The sequence below is a fragment of the Paenibacillus polymyxa M1 genome (genome assembly GCF_000237325.1).
GTDB classification, from domain to species: Bacteria; Bacillota; Bacilli; order Paenibacillales; family Paenibacillaceae; genus Paenibacillus; species Paenibacillus polymyxa_C.
This window is the reverse complement of sequence record NC_017542.1, coordinates 4,199,987-4,215,008: the sequence shown is the minus strand read 5'-3', so window position 1 is coordinate 4,215,008 and position 15,022 is coordinate 4,199,987. Positions and strand designations below refer to the sequence as shown.

At 43.9% G+C, this 15,022-nt stretch carries 18 protein-coding genes; 10 read left to right on the top strand and 8 right to left on the bottom strand.

Features of this window, described 5'->3' with window-relative positions; genetic code table 11:
• Positions 1-66: 66 nt before the first annotated feature.
• Positions 67-996, bottom strand: coding sequence for an AraC family transcriptional regulator (locus PPM_RS19010; RefSeq protein WP_013372416.1), 930 nt, complete (start codon positions 994-996; stop codon positions 67-69).
• Positions 997-1,345: 349 nt separating this feature from the next.
• On the opposite strand from PPM_RS19010, the gene PPM_RS19005 reads away from it, so the two are divergent.
• The 3 genes from PPM_RS19005 to PPM_RS18995 all read left to right on the top strand — a co-directional run bounded on the left by PPM_RS19005 (position 1,346) and on the right by PPM_RS18995 (position 3,843).
• Positions 1,346-2,083 carry an SDR family oxidoreductase gene (locus tag PPM_RS19005; protein ID WP_013372415.1) on the top strand — a complete coding sequence of 246 codons (738 nt, stop codon included), beginning with the start codon at positions 1,346-1,348 and terminating at the stop codon, positions 2,081-2,083.
• A gap of 228 nt (positions 2,084-2,311) precedes the next feature.
• Positions 2,312-2,590, top strand: a complete 279-nt coding sequence (locus PPM_RS19000; RefSeq protein WP_013311367.1) for an ArsR/SmtB family transcription factor — start codon at positions 2,312-2,314, stop codon at positions 2,588-2,590.
• 80 nt (positions 2,591-2,670) lie between these two features.
• Complete coding sequence (locus PPM_RS18995; RefSeq protein ID WP_013372414.1) at positions 2,671-3,843, top strand: MFS transporter; 1,173 nt, start codon at positions 2,671-2,673, stop codon at positions 3,841-3,843.
• On the opposite strand, the gene PPM_RS18990 is transcribed toward PPM_RS18995, so the two are convergent.
• Both PPM_RS18990 and PPM_RS18985 read right to left on the bottom strand, forming a co-directional pair.
• Positions 3,799-4,488, bottom strand: a complete 690-nt coding sequence (locus PPM_RS18990; protein WP_013372413.1) for a hypothetical protein — start codon at positions 4,486-4,488, stop codon at positions 3,799-3,801. The two genes, PPM_RS18995 and PPM_RS18990, sit on opposite strands and share 45 nt — an antisense overlap.
• Before the next feature lie 90 nt (positions 4,489-4,578).
• Positions 4,579-4,758 (bottom strand): hypothetical protein, encoded by a 180-nt coding sequence (locus tag PPM_RS18985; protein WP_013372412.1) that lies wholly within the window; start codon positions 4,756-4,758, stop codon positions 4,579-4,581.
• Positions 4,759-4,941: 183 nt separating this feature from the next.
• On the opposite strand from PPM_RS18985, the gene PPM_RS18980 reads away from it, so the two are divergent.
• Positions 4,942-5,313, top strand: coding sequence for a hypothetical protein (locus PPM_RS18980; RefSeq protein WP_013372411.1), 372 nt, complete (start codon positions 4,942-4,944; stop codon positions 5,311-5,313).
• Between the two features lie 210 nt (positions 5,314-5,523).
• Here the strand turns inward: PPM_RS18980 and PPM_RS18975 are convergent, their stop codons facing one another.
• On the bottom strand, positions 5,524-6,525 hold the full coding sequence (locus tag PPM_RS18975; RefSeq protein WP_013372410.1) for a chitosanase: 1,002 nt from the start codon (positions 6,523-6,525) through the stop codon (positions 5,524-5,526).
• A gap of 420 nt (positions 6,526-6,945) precedes the next feature.
• Between PPM_RS18975 and PPM_RS18970 the strand changes: the two genes are divergently transcribed.
• From PPM_RS18970 to PPM_RS18955, 4 genes are read left to right on the top strand one after another with little or no spacing between them, the layout of a single operon-like run.
• Positions 6,946-7,749: an isocitrate lyase/PEP mutase family protein gene (locus PPM_RS18970; RefSeq protein WP_013372409.1), complete on the top strand. Its 804-nt coding sequence runs from the start codon at positions 6,946-6,948 to the stop codon at positions 7,747-7,749.
• Between the two features lie 20 nt (positions 7,750-7,769).
• Positions 7,770-8,330: a bifunctional transcriptional activator/DNA repair enzyme AdaA gene (locus PPM_RS18965; protein ID WP_013372408.1), complete on the top strand. Its 561-nt coding sequence runs from the start codon at positions 7,770-7,772 to the stop codon at positions 8,328-8,330.
• 23 nt (positions 8,331-8,353) lie between these two features.
• A complete protein-coding gene (locus PPM_RS18960) occupies positions 8,354-8,881 on the top strand; it encodes a methylated-DNA--[protein]-cysteine S-methyltransferase (RefSeq protein ID WP_013372407.1) in 528 nt (175 codons plus the stop codon).
• Positions 8,853-9,140, top strand: a complete 288-nt coding sequence (locus PPM_RS18955; protein WP_013372406.1) for an antitoxin Xre/MbcA/ParS toxin-binding domain-containing protein — start codon at positions 8,853-8,855, stop codon at positions 9,138-9,140. The genes PPM_RS18960 and PPM_RS18955 overlap by 29 nt, the downstream gene beginning before the upstream one ends.
• A 114-nt stretch (positions 9,141-9,254) precedes the next feature.
• On the opposite strand, the gene PPM_RS18950 is transcribed toward PPM_RS18955, so the two are convergent.
• Positions 9,255-9,812, bottom strand: coding sequence for a YdhK family protein (locus PPM_RS18950; RefSeq protein WP_013372405.1), 558 nt, complete (start codon positions 9,810-9,812; stop codon positions 9,255-9,257).
• 288 nt (positions 9,813-10,100) lie between these two features.
• On the opposite strand from PPM_RS18950, the gene PPM_RS18945 reads away from it, so the two are divergent.
• Positions 10,101-10,940, top strand: a complete 840-nt coding sequence (locus PPM_RS18945) for a MetQ/NlpA family ABC transporter substrate-binding protein (protein WP_013372404.1) — start codon at positions 10,101-10,103, stop codon at positions 10,938-10,940.
• 66 nt (positions 10,941-11,006) lie between these two features.
• A complete protein-coding gene (locus PPM_RS18940; protein WP_013372403.1) occupies positions 11,007-12,182 on the top strand; it encodes an aminotransferase class I/II-fold pyridoxal phosphate-dependent enzyme in 1,176 nt (391 codons plus the stop codon).
• Between the two features lie 193 nt (positions 12,183-12,375).
• Here PPM_RS18940 and PPM_RS18935 read toward each other — a convergent pair whose 3' ends face one another.
• From PPM_RS18935 to PPM_RS18925, 3 genes are read right to left on the bottom strand one after another with little or no spacing between them, the layout of a single operon-like run.
• Positions 12,376-12,861 carry a DUF5381 family protein gene (locus tag PPM_RS18935; protein WP_013372402.1) on the bottom strand — a complete coding sequence of 162 codons (486 nt, stop codon included), beginning with the start codon at positions 12,859-12,861 and terminating at the stop codon, positions 12,376-12,378.
• Positions 12,854-13,708: a hypothetical protein gene (locus PPM_RS18930; protein WP_013372401.1), complete on the bottom strand. Its 855-nt coding sequence runs from the start codon at positions 13,706-13,708 to the stop codon at positions 12,854-12,856. The genes PPM_RS18935 and PPM_RS18930 overlap by 8 nt, the downstream gene beginning before the upstream one ends.
• 34 nt (positions 13,709-13,742) lie before the next feature.
• The gene (locus PPM_RS18925; protein WP_013372400.1) at positions 13,743-14,828 is read right to left on the bottom strand and encodes a WXG100 family type VII secretion target; all 1,086 of its coding nucleotides are present in this window, start codon (positions 14,826-14,828) and stop codon (positions 13,743-13,745) included.
• Positions 14,829-15,022 lie beyond the last annotated feature (194 nt).

Genomic DNA, 15,022 nt, shown 5'->3' with positions numbered 1-15,022 from the left:
TATATAAAATGAAAAGCTGCTTCTCTACCCGAGGCAGCTTTTTTGTGCTGTTTTTACATCCTGCGATTATGATTGGAGGTGATCCTGATCTACACGCAAGCGCTTGATATCACGAATTGGAGGCAGGCCGAACAAACGAGCGTATTCACGACTGAATTGAGAGGGACTCTCGTAGCCTACCTGAAAACCGACATCTGCCGCATCTGCTGATTCAGATAACAACAGGCGACGGGCTTCTTGCAGACGTAATTGTTTTTGATATTGCATGGGGCTCATAGCCGTAACCTCTTTAAAATGACGATGTAGCGACGAAGGACTCATACTAGCCAGTTGGGACAATTCCTCAATTCGCAACGGCTTATCATAATCTTGTTTAATTCGCTTTATGACTTCTGCGATCCGGCTTGAATGGCTGCCAGTCATGACCAGTTGTTTTAAGGATTCCCCCTGATTCCCCTGTAAAATCCTATACAGTATCTCACGAATGACTAACGGTGCCAGTACCGCAACGTCCTGCGGATTTTCCAAAAGACGCACAAGCCTTACCACGGCATCCAGCAGCGGGAGGTTGGTTTGACTTACATACAAGCCTCGTCTGGAACCCGTGCTTGAGTTTGCGGAGCAAGCAGGTTCGTTGATCAGATCCAAAACCTGATGTGGATCAAAATTGAGTCGAAGACACAAATAAGGAGCATCAGTTGATGCTTGTATGACCTGCCCGGAAATGGGTAAATCCACCGAAACCACAAGGTAGTCGGATGTGCCGTAATAGTAACTTTCCTCTGCGAGTATCACAACTTTTCTCCCCTGAGCCACAATGCATAAGGCGGGTTCATGAACCTGATAAATCGGAACGGTGGTATTCGAACTTCGGACGAAGTAAAGTGAAGGGATATCTGTAGCGTGAACTCCGTCGTGACTTGTAAATTGTTCTATGAGACTGGGCAATTCGGCTTGCTTTTCCGTAGTAGAACTCTCAATTTCGGTTGCTTTCACTAGGACCCTCCCTTTTTCACAACGTAGCTAATCTTCACTCTTCAGTGGACAATTCACTTTAAGATGCGCTTTTTTTTCGATATCGATTTGAATTCATATTAAGTGTATTTGGAGGATTAGGCAATAATTTGCTCTGATTCTTCTACCAGCCCGATGGACATTCCTCTCATAATTAGATGCAGATACAACACCTAATGAGCAATTAAGAAAAAATAAAAGTGCAAAGGAGTGAAATAGTCATGGAGAGCAACAAAGCGGAAAAAAGTGTACACGCTTCTCAGTATCCTATATAGGGATGTGGGTAACTTATCGTTTTTCAGTAACATTTTAAACTAAAGGAGGAGCAAGCATGTTAAATATTAAAGGGAAAGTCGCAGCTATTACAGGGGCAAGCAGTGGGATCGGTGAAGCTACTGCTCGTTTACTTGCTCAACATGGGGCTCATGTGGTATTAGGGGCCAGACGCACAGAACGATTGGAGGTTCTTACCTCTGAAATTCGTTCAAAAGGGGGATACGCTGATTATCTGCAACTGGATGTGACCCAAAGGGAGCAGATGGAAGCGTTCATTAAGTATACTGAAAAACGATTTGGACGTGTGGATGTCATTGTGAACAATGCGGGAGTGATGCCTCTTTCAAAATTGGAAGCCCTGAAGGTAGAAGAATGGGACCGCATGATTGATGTTAATATACGAGGCGTTCTGCATGGGATCGCGGCAGGGCTTCCCATTATGAAAAAGCAAGGATTTGGTCAGTTTATCAATATTGCCTCTATTGGCGCGTATAGTGTAACTCCGACTGCAGCAGTATACTGCGCAACGAAGTATGCAGTTCGGGCCATTTCCGAAGGATTGCGTATGGAGGTTGGAGGAAATATTCGTGTAACACTGGTATCACCGGGAGTAACTGAATCCGAGCTTGCCGACAGTATTTCTGATGAAGAGGCCCGGCAGGGAATGAAAGAATACCGCCGTATTCCAATTTCGCCGGATGCCATTGCTCGTTCCATTGTGTATGCCATGGAGCAGCCTACAGATGTAGATGTGAATGAAATCATTGTCAGACCCACGGCAAGTCCGAATTAACACCATGAAATGAAATCCGTAGTTCATCTTTGCATTTAGATTGTTTGGTCCTCTATCTTTATGGATGGGGGATTATTTTATTATAAGATGAGAAAGACCATTATTCACACTATAGAGTTCAAAAAAGATGTGACTTTACCATAACGGGTTTACTTTTACCAAAGTTTGTGTTAATTTAATTTCGACAAACATCGAAATTAAGGCTGGAACTGAAGGGAGACGAACAGGGTGAAAGATACAACAGAGATGCAGCAAGCTGTAAAAATATATAAAGCACTTGGAGAACCGACTCGTCTCAAGATAGCACTTCTGTTAAAAGAGGAAAGTGACCAATGCTGCTCTGTGCTGGGCGAGAAGCTGAACAGTGTAGCTATTTCAACGCTATCGCACCATCTGAAGCAAATGGCAGAGTCGGGGCTGCTCACATACCGTAAAGAGGGGACGTTTATTTATTACAGTTTGGATGTGGAAGCAGCACAGAAATATGCCCCGTTTCTGATCACATAATTTTTTTTAGTCTTTATTTCGATATTTGTAAAAATATAAAAATATAAAAATAAAAAAAGGAAAGAGGCGTTATTTACAAAATGCAGAGCACGTGGAAAGTGTATATTTTGGCAATTGTTAGTTTTTTGGTAGGCACATCCGAATACATTATCTCAGGCATTTTGGATCAGATTGCGACAACCATGGGGATTACGGTGTCCGCAGCGGGCCAGCTAATTACAGTCTTTTCTCTTGCTTACGCGATTGGCACCCCGATTCTGATGGCAGTAACCGCTAAATGGGACAGACGCAAGCTGCTCTTGAGTTCCCTCGGATTATTTGCCGTAGCCAATGTCCTCTCCTTTGTTTTGCCGGGTTTTGGAATGTTTATCGCTGCACGTATTCTTATGGCCCTCGGGGCAGGAATGGTCGTGGTTACAGCATTGAGCATTGCTGCGAAAATTGCCCCAGCTGGCATGCAGGCTAGTTCTATTGCTACGGTCACTATGGGTTTTACAGCCTCGCTGATTATCGGGGTGCCGCTTGGAAGAATGATATCTTCTGCATATGGCTGGAAAACCGTATTTCTCGGCATCGCTTTGACAGGGATTATTGCTTTGATCGTTATCGCTATGACAATCCCTCGCTTAAAAGGAGATCAACCGATTCCCTTACTACAGCAGTTTGCTCTTCTGAAGAAGCCAGAAGTTGCTTTGGGATTGGCGATTACCTTCTTTTGGGGAGGGGGATATTCCCTCGCGTATACTTACATTTCACCGTACTTGCTGAATGTATCAGGTGTAGGGCATAATATGCTAAGCTCAGTATTACTTGCCTTCGGGATTGCCAGCCTGATCGGGTCGAAAATCGGTGGATACAGCGCAGATAAAAAGGGTATTTCCTTTACATTATTCGGGGGCATGGTGTTGCATGTCTTTTCCTTGCTTTTACTTCCTGTCGCCGCTCATTCTCTAGGTGTATTATTTGTCTTACTGATGCTGTGGTCGTTCGCAGCCTGGACAACCGGACCTACTCAACAATATAACTTGGTCACTCTCGTACCGGAATCTTCCGGTGTGATGCTGAGTCTCAATCAGTCTATGATGCAGCTTGCTATGGCAGCCGGAGCTGGTATTGGTGGTGTGGCTGTTAGCCAGGTTTCGCTGGCTTCTATCACTTGGTTTGGAGCAGCTGGTGTCGCCATCGCCATGGTAGCTGTATATTTACTTTCACGAAGATCTTCGGTTCACACGGAATTGGGTGTGATAGAATAAAGAATTATAGATAATTGAAGGATGAGCCCAGCGATAGATGGCATCGCTGGGCTTGTTTATTTTGAATGAGCAATCATATGCTCTCTTACAGCAGGAGGGTTTATCCAAACGCAATATCAGTAATTTTGCTGCCTCCGCAGCTGAAATCTGACCTGCTGGATCAACTGAATGGTCTAAAGCCTCCTCTGCAAAGCCAGCTAGAAACTGGGCAACTAACTGTACGTCCTTTGAAATGGCTTGTCGCAGAATTCCCCCAACGCCTAAAGGTTTTTTGTATTCAGGACAGAAATAAGATTCCATGACCATGTGTGTATGTACCTGAGCAGTGTGCCGCTCGGCGTAAGCATTTGCGAACTTCTCGACGGTTTCGACATCACCACAGACACCTGGTAGGTTGTTTCCTTTTAAATAACGTAATAGTTGTTCGATATAGGTCAACTGATGGTTGCCGATGATTTGCTGTGAAATCCATAGCCAAGCCTTATGTCCGGGTGATTGAGCGAAAATCATATTTCCATCAGACGTTTTAAGGCATGTTGATTCTTCTGACTCACATATTCGATGAAGCAAATTATATCGAACCTCATCAGCTAAAAATGGATTGTGATTTAATAGATCGTCGTATGGGACTAGCTGCTCAATCATGGATTTGCCTCCCTAAAAATGAGATTTGATCTAATGTACTTGTATATGCTATGAAAATTAAACTGCTACGAAGTACTGTTGTTATATCTACTAGGACTTAAACTTCCGCGCTATAAGCTTCTTATTCTTTTGTCCCCAAATCCATCTTTCGATAAAGTTTTTTTCTTTTCTTTCCTGAAGCGTTTCTTTCATACCCTTAATGAGAAATTCGGATCTTCGCTTGTCGTTCCTGCTAATTTCACGTAGTTCCTCAATAAATTTATCGTCCATGTCTACATCTCCGTTAGTTCAGGATTTTCCAAATTGCTAAGCTAGATTATACAGAACGTATGTTCCTTTTTCAAGTCTGCGTCTGCTCTATTCAATCACATAACCATTTTTAGATGGATGCTGCGAGGCCCGCGCCAATCGGATGGTGAAGCATAAGATAAAGTTGAAAGGAGGAATTACAATATGGACAACAAAGCATATGTATCTCAAACGTATCCACGTCTTACAGTTTACAACGAAGAAAATTTTCGGGGTTCCAGGAGAGTATTCAGAGGAAACCTAGGCATTCGTAATACCGATAACATTCTCGACGGCATCGAAAGTCTGCGTTTCTTTTCTACCAGCAGCAATGCTACACTTGTACTCTTTACTGGCACGCGGTTTAGAGGTAACTTCCGTGTGTATAGGGGAAATCGCAGCATCGCCGACCTGGATGATCTGATTCGCGGGAATGATGTGGAATCTATTATCTCTACCAATCAACGTTTGACATTGCAGCAAATCCGTAATATCCGCAGTACTGGCAGACTGCCAGCTGGCTATCGGGTCATCTAACGGACTCCATTCGACACAATAAACATTTTACAAGACTACTTCAGGAGCTTGCAACTTTCGGGCTTCTGGAGCAGTTTTTCTATTTGTACACAATGCCTACATAATAGAACGATGAGAAGAACTGTATGGAAGAATGAATGGAATGTTATTTTCATGAAAATAAAATAAGGAGAGCATACGATATGCTCTCCTTATTACGTATATGGTTATTTACTTCATTTCCCAATTAGTTACTTTGATTATGGCTACATCTGCGTTCTTAAGATCTGTTTCGCCAGAAGCTAAAAGAGAACTCCATTGTTTCACCCGATTCTTACCATTAGGAGGTTGGTTATAATCGTTGGTATCGACAACCAATGTACGCTTAGCATAGAAGTTAGTCATGAATGTCTTTTCATTCGTGCTATTGCCAGATCGTGAGAGGACTCCTTCAAGACTACCGTCATCACCCGTAGCACCTTGATTGAGTGCAGTGTCGACAAATGATCCAATCGTCAGAGCAGTATTAAATCCGCGCTTCCGGGCTTGCTGCACACTATATTCGATATAGGTGTCATAGAACGTACGCCACATGGCTTCTCTCCAAGCTTCATTATTTTGGAGAGCTTTGATCTTCTTTTTGATTACACTATCGCTATCGCTGAGTTTTAAAATCGAGCCACTCATTTTCCCCTTCAGTCCAGCACGGGCTAATCCACCTGCAATGGAAGGATTGCTAGCTCCACTAGCAGCATCAAAAGCTTTGAATAAGGCCGGACCGTCTGGTCCCGTATCATTGGAACCGCCTGTTGTTGCTCCAAAAATACCAATGGTATATCCACGATCATCGCCAATATCTTCGGCATAGCCATAGAATTCAGTCCATTTCAAAGAATCCTGCTCTGGCTTGTTCACTAGCTTCATAATATTATCCCATTGCTCACCGTCGAGTCCTGTATTATCCTTCAGAAACTGAAGTGTTGAAGGTGAGAAATTAGCATCATGATCAATAGCTGTAACCGCTGTTTGGCTAGTAGTCTCCTCGCTGGTGAGGGGGATTTGCTGTATATTTGATTCATTTGTTTCTTGTACTGGAGTTCCGTTTTCTTCAGCAAGAGCCTTGGCGGGTAAGGGGCCGTACAAGCTAGAGAATGAAGCGATTACAGAAAAGCTTAGCAATATCATAAAAAACTTCGTTTTATGGGAAATGAGTTTACTGCTGATTTTAAACATATAACTCCTCCTCTAATAATGTAATTGTGAAAGGCTAAAAGAAATGTTACATATAAAAAAAGTGATGCTGTGTCAGTAGTAAGTAGCAACACCAAATACACTTTTAAAGCTTACGTAGATTAGCATCTAACTCGAATTAATTTAGCAAGATTATAGATAAGAAACATATGATTGAACAGTGCTCGAATAACCATTTTTATTCCATTTTTGTGAATTGTAACTGGATACATTGGCCTAAATCTTCTGTTTTTTAATTCAAAATTAGATTCGTAGAGTGTATGAAAAACAGAAGGAACACTTTAACAGCTCGTTTGAATTCAAGTAATTAGATTAACACAGACCATAAAAGCAAGAATGAGGACGAAAACCAATACAGCCTCTTGATAGAATGAGATACATCACCTAACAGGAGGTTATAAATTGAACAAAATACAAGAATTTAACGATTTGCATACATCAGAGGAAATTTTATTTCTAGGAAACGCCTGGGATTTGCTATCTGCCCTGGCTCTGGAAAAAGCAGGCTTTAAGGCGATAGGTACGACAAGTTGGGGAATTGCCAATACGCTTGGGTTTTCAGATGGAGAGCTTATTGATTTTGAACAGCATGTAAGCATCATTCGGACGATTGCAGAGCATGTTCAGATTCCAGTGTCGGCAGATATTGAGGCAGGATATGGGAAGGATGTAGCAACGATTGTTGAGCATGTATTAAGGACAGCCGATGTCGGAGTGGCAGGGATTAATATTGAGGATTCATTAAAACAGCAAAAGGGGCTTCGAGAAGTGAGGGCGCACAGTAACCTGCTGTCCAAAATAAGAGCTGCCTTGGATGTTCATGGGTTTAAAGATTTTTTTATAAACGCAAGAACGGATACATTTTTGCAGATAGAAGCTCCACTTTCGGAGACCATAGAAAGGGCCAAAGCGTATGTGGAAAGTGGTGCGAACGGCATTTTTGTGCCAGGGTTAAAGAATGATGAAGAGATCAGAAAAGTTGTATATCATATACATGCTCCGCTTAATGTTTTATCCTTGCCAGGTCTGACGAATGTCCGCCAGCTTCAGCAGTTAGGAGTCAAAAGGTTTAGCTTTGGAAATGCGTTTTCTGATAAGATAATAGTTGCTTTGCAAAAGAATGCGGAACAGTTGATCAACCTTCGAGATACGTCACATTTATATGATGATTTTGCAAATCCTGAACTAGATGAGTATGAACTATAGAAGGGACGGAATCTTCGATCATGGCTAACCTTAGTCTTTCTTTTGAAGAAATGTGGGACAAAATTATAGCATGTGATCGTAAATATGACGGGGTGTTTTTTACCGCTGTGAAAACAACCCGTATATATTGCCGACCTTCCTGTCGATCCCGAAAACCGAAAAAAATCAATGTCGAGTTTTACTTTGATGTGGACACCGTGGAAAAAGCGGGTTTTCGCGCTTGCAAAAGATGCCAGCCTCATATAGATCATTCGCCGTACATCAGGCTTGTCCAGAATGTGGTTGCTTTTTTAATCAATCATTATAAAGAAAAATTAGTATTGCAGGATATTGCAGACCATGTTGGAATAAGCCCTTTTTATTTGGATCGGATTTTTAAACAGGAAACCTCCGAAACCCCGCGTACGTATTTGGAAAAAATAAGAGTAGATAAGGCGTCCTATCTTCTTAAAAATACAGATCTTACGAATCTTGAAATTTGCTATGAGACAGGCTTCCAAAGTCCCTCAAATTTCTATAAGTCGTTTCGCAGCTTGAACCAATGTTCTCCTAGTGATTATAGGAAGTTACATAAAGATTAGGAATGGAAGGTGGTTATCCATTGATGAGCAAGCTATCCGTATTGAATTATGTATCGCCGATTGGAGAGATAGAGATACAGGGCACCAAAGAGGCTGTCTATTCTATTATGTTCTCTAATCGGAATGAGCCCTTAACGAGGCTTACAGAAGAGGCTCCAGTCCAAGTATTAGAGGAATGCGCCAGCCAGCTTGACGAGTATTTTAAAGGTGAGCGCTTTAAATTTTCGTTTCCTTATGCTTTTGAAGGTACAGACTTCCAGCAAAAAGTATGGAATGCGCTGGTGACCGTAGGTTACGGTAGAACGACAGCTTATAAAGATATTGCTCTTGCTATTGGAAATGAAAAAGCAATCCGAGCTGTTGGCAGTGCGAATGGCAAAAATAAGCTGAGCATTGTGATTCCATGTCACCGAATTATCGGATCGAATCAGAAACTAACTGGCTATGCAGGGGGCCTATGGAGAAAAGAATGGTTGCTTCAGCATGAGAAGCGTTGTCTGGGATCAAAAGGAGGGCTCATGGATGAGAGAGATATATTTGAAAGAGTTTAAGCCGGAAAGCTGGGCCAACATGGTTCAAATCTATCAGGAGCAATATGATCAGGTAGATCCAGCGGTAAGAGCAAAGGTGGCCAAGAGTGAAATTCCAAAGGAGATTCAGATCGTGCTGCTGCCTGACATGGGCGAATATTTGCTGACTTGGATGGATCGAAAGGTTCCCGCACTTGGTCACGAAACACCGTCGGATTATTTAAAAAGCGAAGAAGGGACCAAAGCACTGAAGGCAGCCATTCTGCGTATGCCGCGTTAAACAACTGACACAAGGAGATACATATGAACACGTCCAAACCCTAATCAAGCTATACAAAGGGAGCCGTTGCCGTGCTCCCTCTGGCGATCACAAGCAACCTGTGATAAAAGAGTTCTAATTGGCTGAAAGCTCACTCTCCGTCACCCATTTATGATTTTTGACAGGCTCTCCTCCTGTAGTCGGCGTATAATCTACCATATATACGGTCGTTGGCTCGGCGGAATCTATGGTAGCCTTAGCCCCATCCATCCCCTTCATATGATCTGCCGCCAGGATAACTTCCGTTCCCGGTTCATAGGGCTCGCTGCCTGCATCCTTAATCTCTTCATGAATAACCCACTTATGATTAGTCACTTTTTCTCCTCCAGTCGTTGGAGTATAGGAGACTGTATAAGCAGTAGTCGTATAAGCACCCACAATCGTGGCCGTAGCGCCGTTCATGCCTGCCATATGATCGGCTTGCATGGTCGCTTGACTGCCAATTTTGAAGGCTGGATGTTCAGCTTCTTTTAGTCCGGCAGGAAGCTCACTGGAAGTGGAATGGTTCATATCTGATGTGTCGTGCTGTTGACTGCTGTTTGTCGTATGCTCCTGATCTGGCGTGTTACTGTTCCCGCACCCACTCAAAATAATCATGACTGCACCAGCAAGCAAAGCCCATTGTTTTTTCATATTTAAATAGCTCCTTTAGGATTGTATTTACACACTCAATTATACCCCATGGGGGTATAATTGAAACAGAATTATATTACAAACTTGTGAAGTGTTTTGCCTTCAAGCGGAGCGCCTGATGTGATCCTTTTGAGTTATGCGGAAGATGCGTAATTAAATATTGTTGACAGTGAATAAAAAATCATTGTAATATCTACAAAACATATCAAATTACTATGTTTTAAAAAGATGTAAACATTTTAACTCACTAAAAGTAGATCATATCAAGGAGCAGGGGGAGACATCAAAATGAAGAAACAATGGATTTCATTTATATTGCTACTGGGAGTAGTCGTGCTTTTTATTTCAGGCTGTGGCAGCAAGAATACGTCGGGCGGCGCTGCTGGTGAAGAAAAGAAAACACTGCATATCAGCTTTAATCCCGGCCCATATAGCGATCAGTTTAAGAATGGTGTGGCTCCATATTTGGAGAAGAAGGGGTATAAGATTACATATAAAGAGTTTACAGACGGGGTTCAGCCCAATGTAGCCGTGGCTAATGGTGATATTGATGCCAATGTGTTCCAGCATTCGCTCTATCTGGATTCTATGAATAAGCGGGAGAATATTGATCTGGTTGGTGCTGTGCAGGTCCCGACTCCTCCAATGGGATTGTACTCCAGCAAGCACACCAGCCTTGACGAAATCAGCGCTGGCGCCCAAATCAACCTGCCCAACGAGCCAGTTAATATGCTGCGCGCGCTGAACATTTTGAAGGAAGTAGGTTGGATTACGTTAAAGGACAATATCGATCCATTGCAAACCTCGGTGAATGACATCACCTCTAATCCGCATCATCTGCAATTTGTTGCTACCGACCCGGCACAGGGGCCACGTGTACTGGAGGATGTTGATTTTGCGGCTATACAAGGGAACTTTGCTGTATCGAATGGAATGAAGTTGACCTCGGCATTAAAGCTTGAAAATATGACAGACCCGTTCACGAACGTGGTGGCTGTGGACAGCAAGAATAAGGACAAGCCATTTGTCAAAGACATTATTGAGGGATATCATTCAGATGAATTCCAACAGTACATCAAATCGAATCCTGCGTATGAAGGCTACAAGCTGCCAAGCTATTTTAAATAAATGGGTATGATCCTGGCGGGCTGACATTCTCAGTCTATATCTTATGGATAGAAGGTGGAGATAAACGTGATTTTTTCATCCTCTGATCTCGTCAAGGCTCTGCCTGACAACTATTTCAGCGCAATCGATGACAAAGTGAATCTGTATAAAAGCAAAGGAATAGATGTAATTAATTTGGCAGCCGGCAACCCGGATCAGCCCACACCGCCGCATATCATCAGCGCTTTGAAGGATGCGGTCGATCAACCGATTAATCAGGGCTACCCGCCTTTTCATGGAAAAAAAAGCACGCTGGAGGCAGTCGCTGCGTTCTATAAACGGGAGTATCAGGTGGAGCTGGACCCTGAACGGGAAGTTGCCGTATTCAACGGCTCTGCCATAGGTGTAATGGGGATTCCACAGGCGTTGCTGAATCCTGGTGATTGGTTATTGACCACCGATCCGGCATATCCCCAATATTATTCCGCTACTGCGCTGGCAAGAGCCCATATTCATACGATTCCACTGAAAGAGAAGCATGGATTCTTGCCTGATTATACAACCGTTCCGGAAGAAATCGCAGAGCAGGTCAAACTGCTCATGATTAATTATCCGAACAATCCGACAGGAGCCGTAGCTACTGTAGATTTTCTGACGAAGACACTCGATTATGCTGCTCGGTACCAGTTTCCGGTTATGAATGATTTTGCTTACGGTGCTCTTGGCTTTGGCGGACATAAGCCGATTAGTCTATTGCAAATCCCTGGCGGCAAGGAGTATGGTGTCGAGACGTATACAGCTTCCAAAACGTATAACATGGCTGGATGGCGCTTCGGCTTTGCGGTTGGAAATGCGTCCGTCATTGGTGCACTCAAGCATTATCATACGCATGCCTACAGCACTGTTTTTGGTGCGGTACAGGATGCAGGAGCTGTCGCATTGCTGGGCACCCAGGAGCCAGTACGGGAACTCGCGGCGTTATATGAGCGGCGACGTGATGTTCTCATTGCAGCGTTACGAAATATTGGCTGGGATGTAGCTGCTCCCCAAGGGTCCTTTTTTGCCTGGTTCAAGGTGCCGGAGGGGTATACATCGGCTTCCTTTGCAAACTTTTTATTGGATGAGGCGCATGTTGCGGTTGCCCCTGGAGAAGGCTTTGGTCGTGCAGGAGCTTCTCATGTGAGGGTCAGCCTGGTGAATAGTGAAGAAAGACTGCTGGAGGCGGTACAGCGCATCGCAGCAACGGGTGTTTTTCAAGCTTAAGCTGGAATAAAAGAAATTCATGGAGGGATCGAGAAACGAACTTTGAGTATAGCCATATCGGAGCCATGGAAGAAGAAATAGCAGGTTTGAGAGCGCAAATCGAAGGGATAAAGATGACCCAGATTGCGAACGGGATTTTTTATACGGGTCATCTTCAAGGCAAGGAAGTTATTGTGCTGCGTCCATGCAATGTTCAGGAACGTTTTTTCTTTGGCTTGCCATACTGGTTAATGAGAGTTCGAAGTTGTTTCCCGGCTTGATTCAATTCCATATCATTCAACACATAATCGGTGCTGACTTCCCAGGTGCTGCGGTCATTCAGATAAAAAATAAAGGCGGGGAAGCGAGGGCGCAGCCATTTACGGATGGAGGCCCCCTCGAATTCGACTTTAGTGATTGCAGACCACGGCACAGTTCGAATACCATCGGAAATACTGTGTTCGTCAAAGATGAACAGGAAGGCTTCCTTACGAAGCGTTCTGCTCAAACAGACCACCAAATAACTACCGAAAAAAGGAATTCCAATAATGGCGGACGTAATAAAGAAGAAGATTTGCAGAGCAGAGATATCTTCGTCGATAAAAATGAGCAACAACAAAAACAGACAAATCACCACAAACATCAAGCTGCCCAGGGTTTTCCAAAATGCCAAAGATCTGCGATATACAATTTTATCCACGGAATACCGCCTCGTCGGGTACAAACGCCTGAATGAAATGAGTGATCCGTTCTCTCCAGTCTGATTCGGTCACACTTTCAATTCGCAGGCATGGGGTGGCCTGCATATCCAGCTCTGTATTTCTTACAACCCACACATCATTCGTTCCTTTAAGAACAAATAGCAGATTCGTAACGGAAGGACCCTCTTCATCCGTGTCCGTGTATACCATCTGGCTCAAATTATCCAGGCTGTAGTGATTACGATTAAAATCCTCTCGCCAGTCTTGTATCATTTTTTGATCCAACTCTTGAAGTTTCCACGTTGCCATTTGCTGCATCGTGAAGTTGGATGAGGTCAACTCATTCCACTGTTCTTCTGTCAGATCGACGTATCGGCTGTGACCATTGAAGCTGGGAGCCGACAGGCCGAACAATTGATCAATATCGTGATGCCAGTCTTCTGGAGAAGACCAGCGAAAGAAATGGAGTTCATTGTGGCTGGAAAAGTGATACAGAAAACGTTCGTTTCCATGGTGTATCGTTAATGTATTTTGCTTGTCCTGCTGCTCCTTGTATCCACGCAGCATTTGGCGGCTTTGTACCAGATGAGCTAGCATTTCAACAATGAACGCATCAAATTCAAGCTGCTGTTGCCCGTCATCCTGCTGTTGCCCGTCATCCTGCTGTTCCAACAAGCCTTTGGATACCAGGCTATGTGTTGCAGCATGAAAAAGCAGTTCCCAGCGATCTTCGGTTAGTTCCCCGTAATAGGATTGGAGCAGACCCGAAGCCATATCCTCTGCACCCAGCGCGGTCAAGGCAAAGCCTAGTTCCTCAAGCGTTAAAATTACCGTTTGTTTGTCCATAGTCAGGCTCCTTCTCCATCTGTTAAGTGTATGTTTATTTAAATAGTTTGCTGGCCCAGCGTATCCCTTTTTCGGCGAATTTGGCGACTTTTCCACCTGCCCAGCTCCCCACTGTACCGCCGACGTATGCACCGACGGCTGCACCAACCGGACCGCCGATAGCACCGCCTATGGACCCCAAAACGACAGCTCCGCCATAAGTTGCGGCGGTTTTAATCGCTACGTTAGAAGCAGATACAGCCACATCCGTTCCGGTAAGCTTCCCGCTTTTCCACTTTCCAGCCAGACTGATGCCTTCGCCCACAATATTCATGGTGGCATTAATTGGATATAGCTTTTTGGCGATCATGCCGGGAATTTGGCGTGTTGCTATGCCGTAGCGTCCTTTTTCCACCCCGGCGATGACGTTGCGCGTCCACTGAGGAAAGCTGTTGGCTTTGTTAAACCCAAGGCCGAGCTTACCCATTTGCAGCTTTCCAGCTAAACGATCGAAACCTTTCAAGCCCTTCATCACAATACCTGGTTTAGCGAACTGGCGGTTTATGCTTTTGCCCAAATTACGCATAAAAGCATTGTTACCTTTGCCTTTCACCCATGCCGCATTATGTATAACCGCTCGAGTGGGATTTTTCAGACTTTTCTTGAATTCTACTGTTTTGGTGAGCACAAGTGTGGAAGCCAGACCGCTATAGATCGCTGTTCCAGCAAAGCCCAGTTGCCCTCGCCATTTATTGGCCTCTGACAAGCTGTTAATGGCTATATCTGCGGGATCGTTTCCTTTTTTCCCGGAAGTTGCTCCTTCACTGCTCTTAATCTGTCCGCTCTGATCTCCTTGGTTAATCCCTGTGTCTGCTTGGGTATCTGTTTCCTTGAATTTTACTGCAATCGAACGCAGCTCTGTGCTGACAGAACCGACGGTTTGAGTAAAAGCGTCCATTTGTCCACGTGCTTTGTGAAAATCCTGATAAAAGCGCTGCTGTGTCGTTCCTGCCCAGCTATTCTCTAGCATTTGAATATGCTGTGACAATTGTCCGCAAATTTGTGCCCCCAGCTCACGTGCCTGCGCGAACTGCCTGGAAACCGCCTCTAGTTTCTCAGGAGGAACCATAATTTTAGCCATGATGTCCACCTCGGATGATTAAAATAATTACTTTATATTTTAGTGATTCTAGCGGGAGTTAGCAAAAAAAGGAGGGGGTTTGAGCGAAAAATAAGTCATTTGTATGAGTTCGTTGATGGGCATAAGGGAGAATAGTAGGAGTCGTTATGATCCGAAGTTCTTATATGTCATTTATGAAGAAAATGGAAAAAACC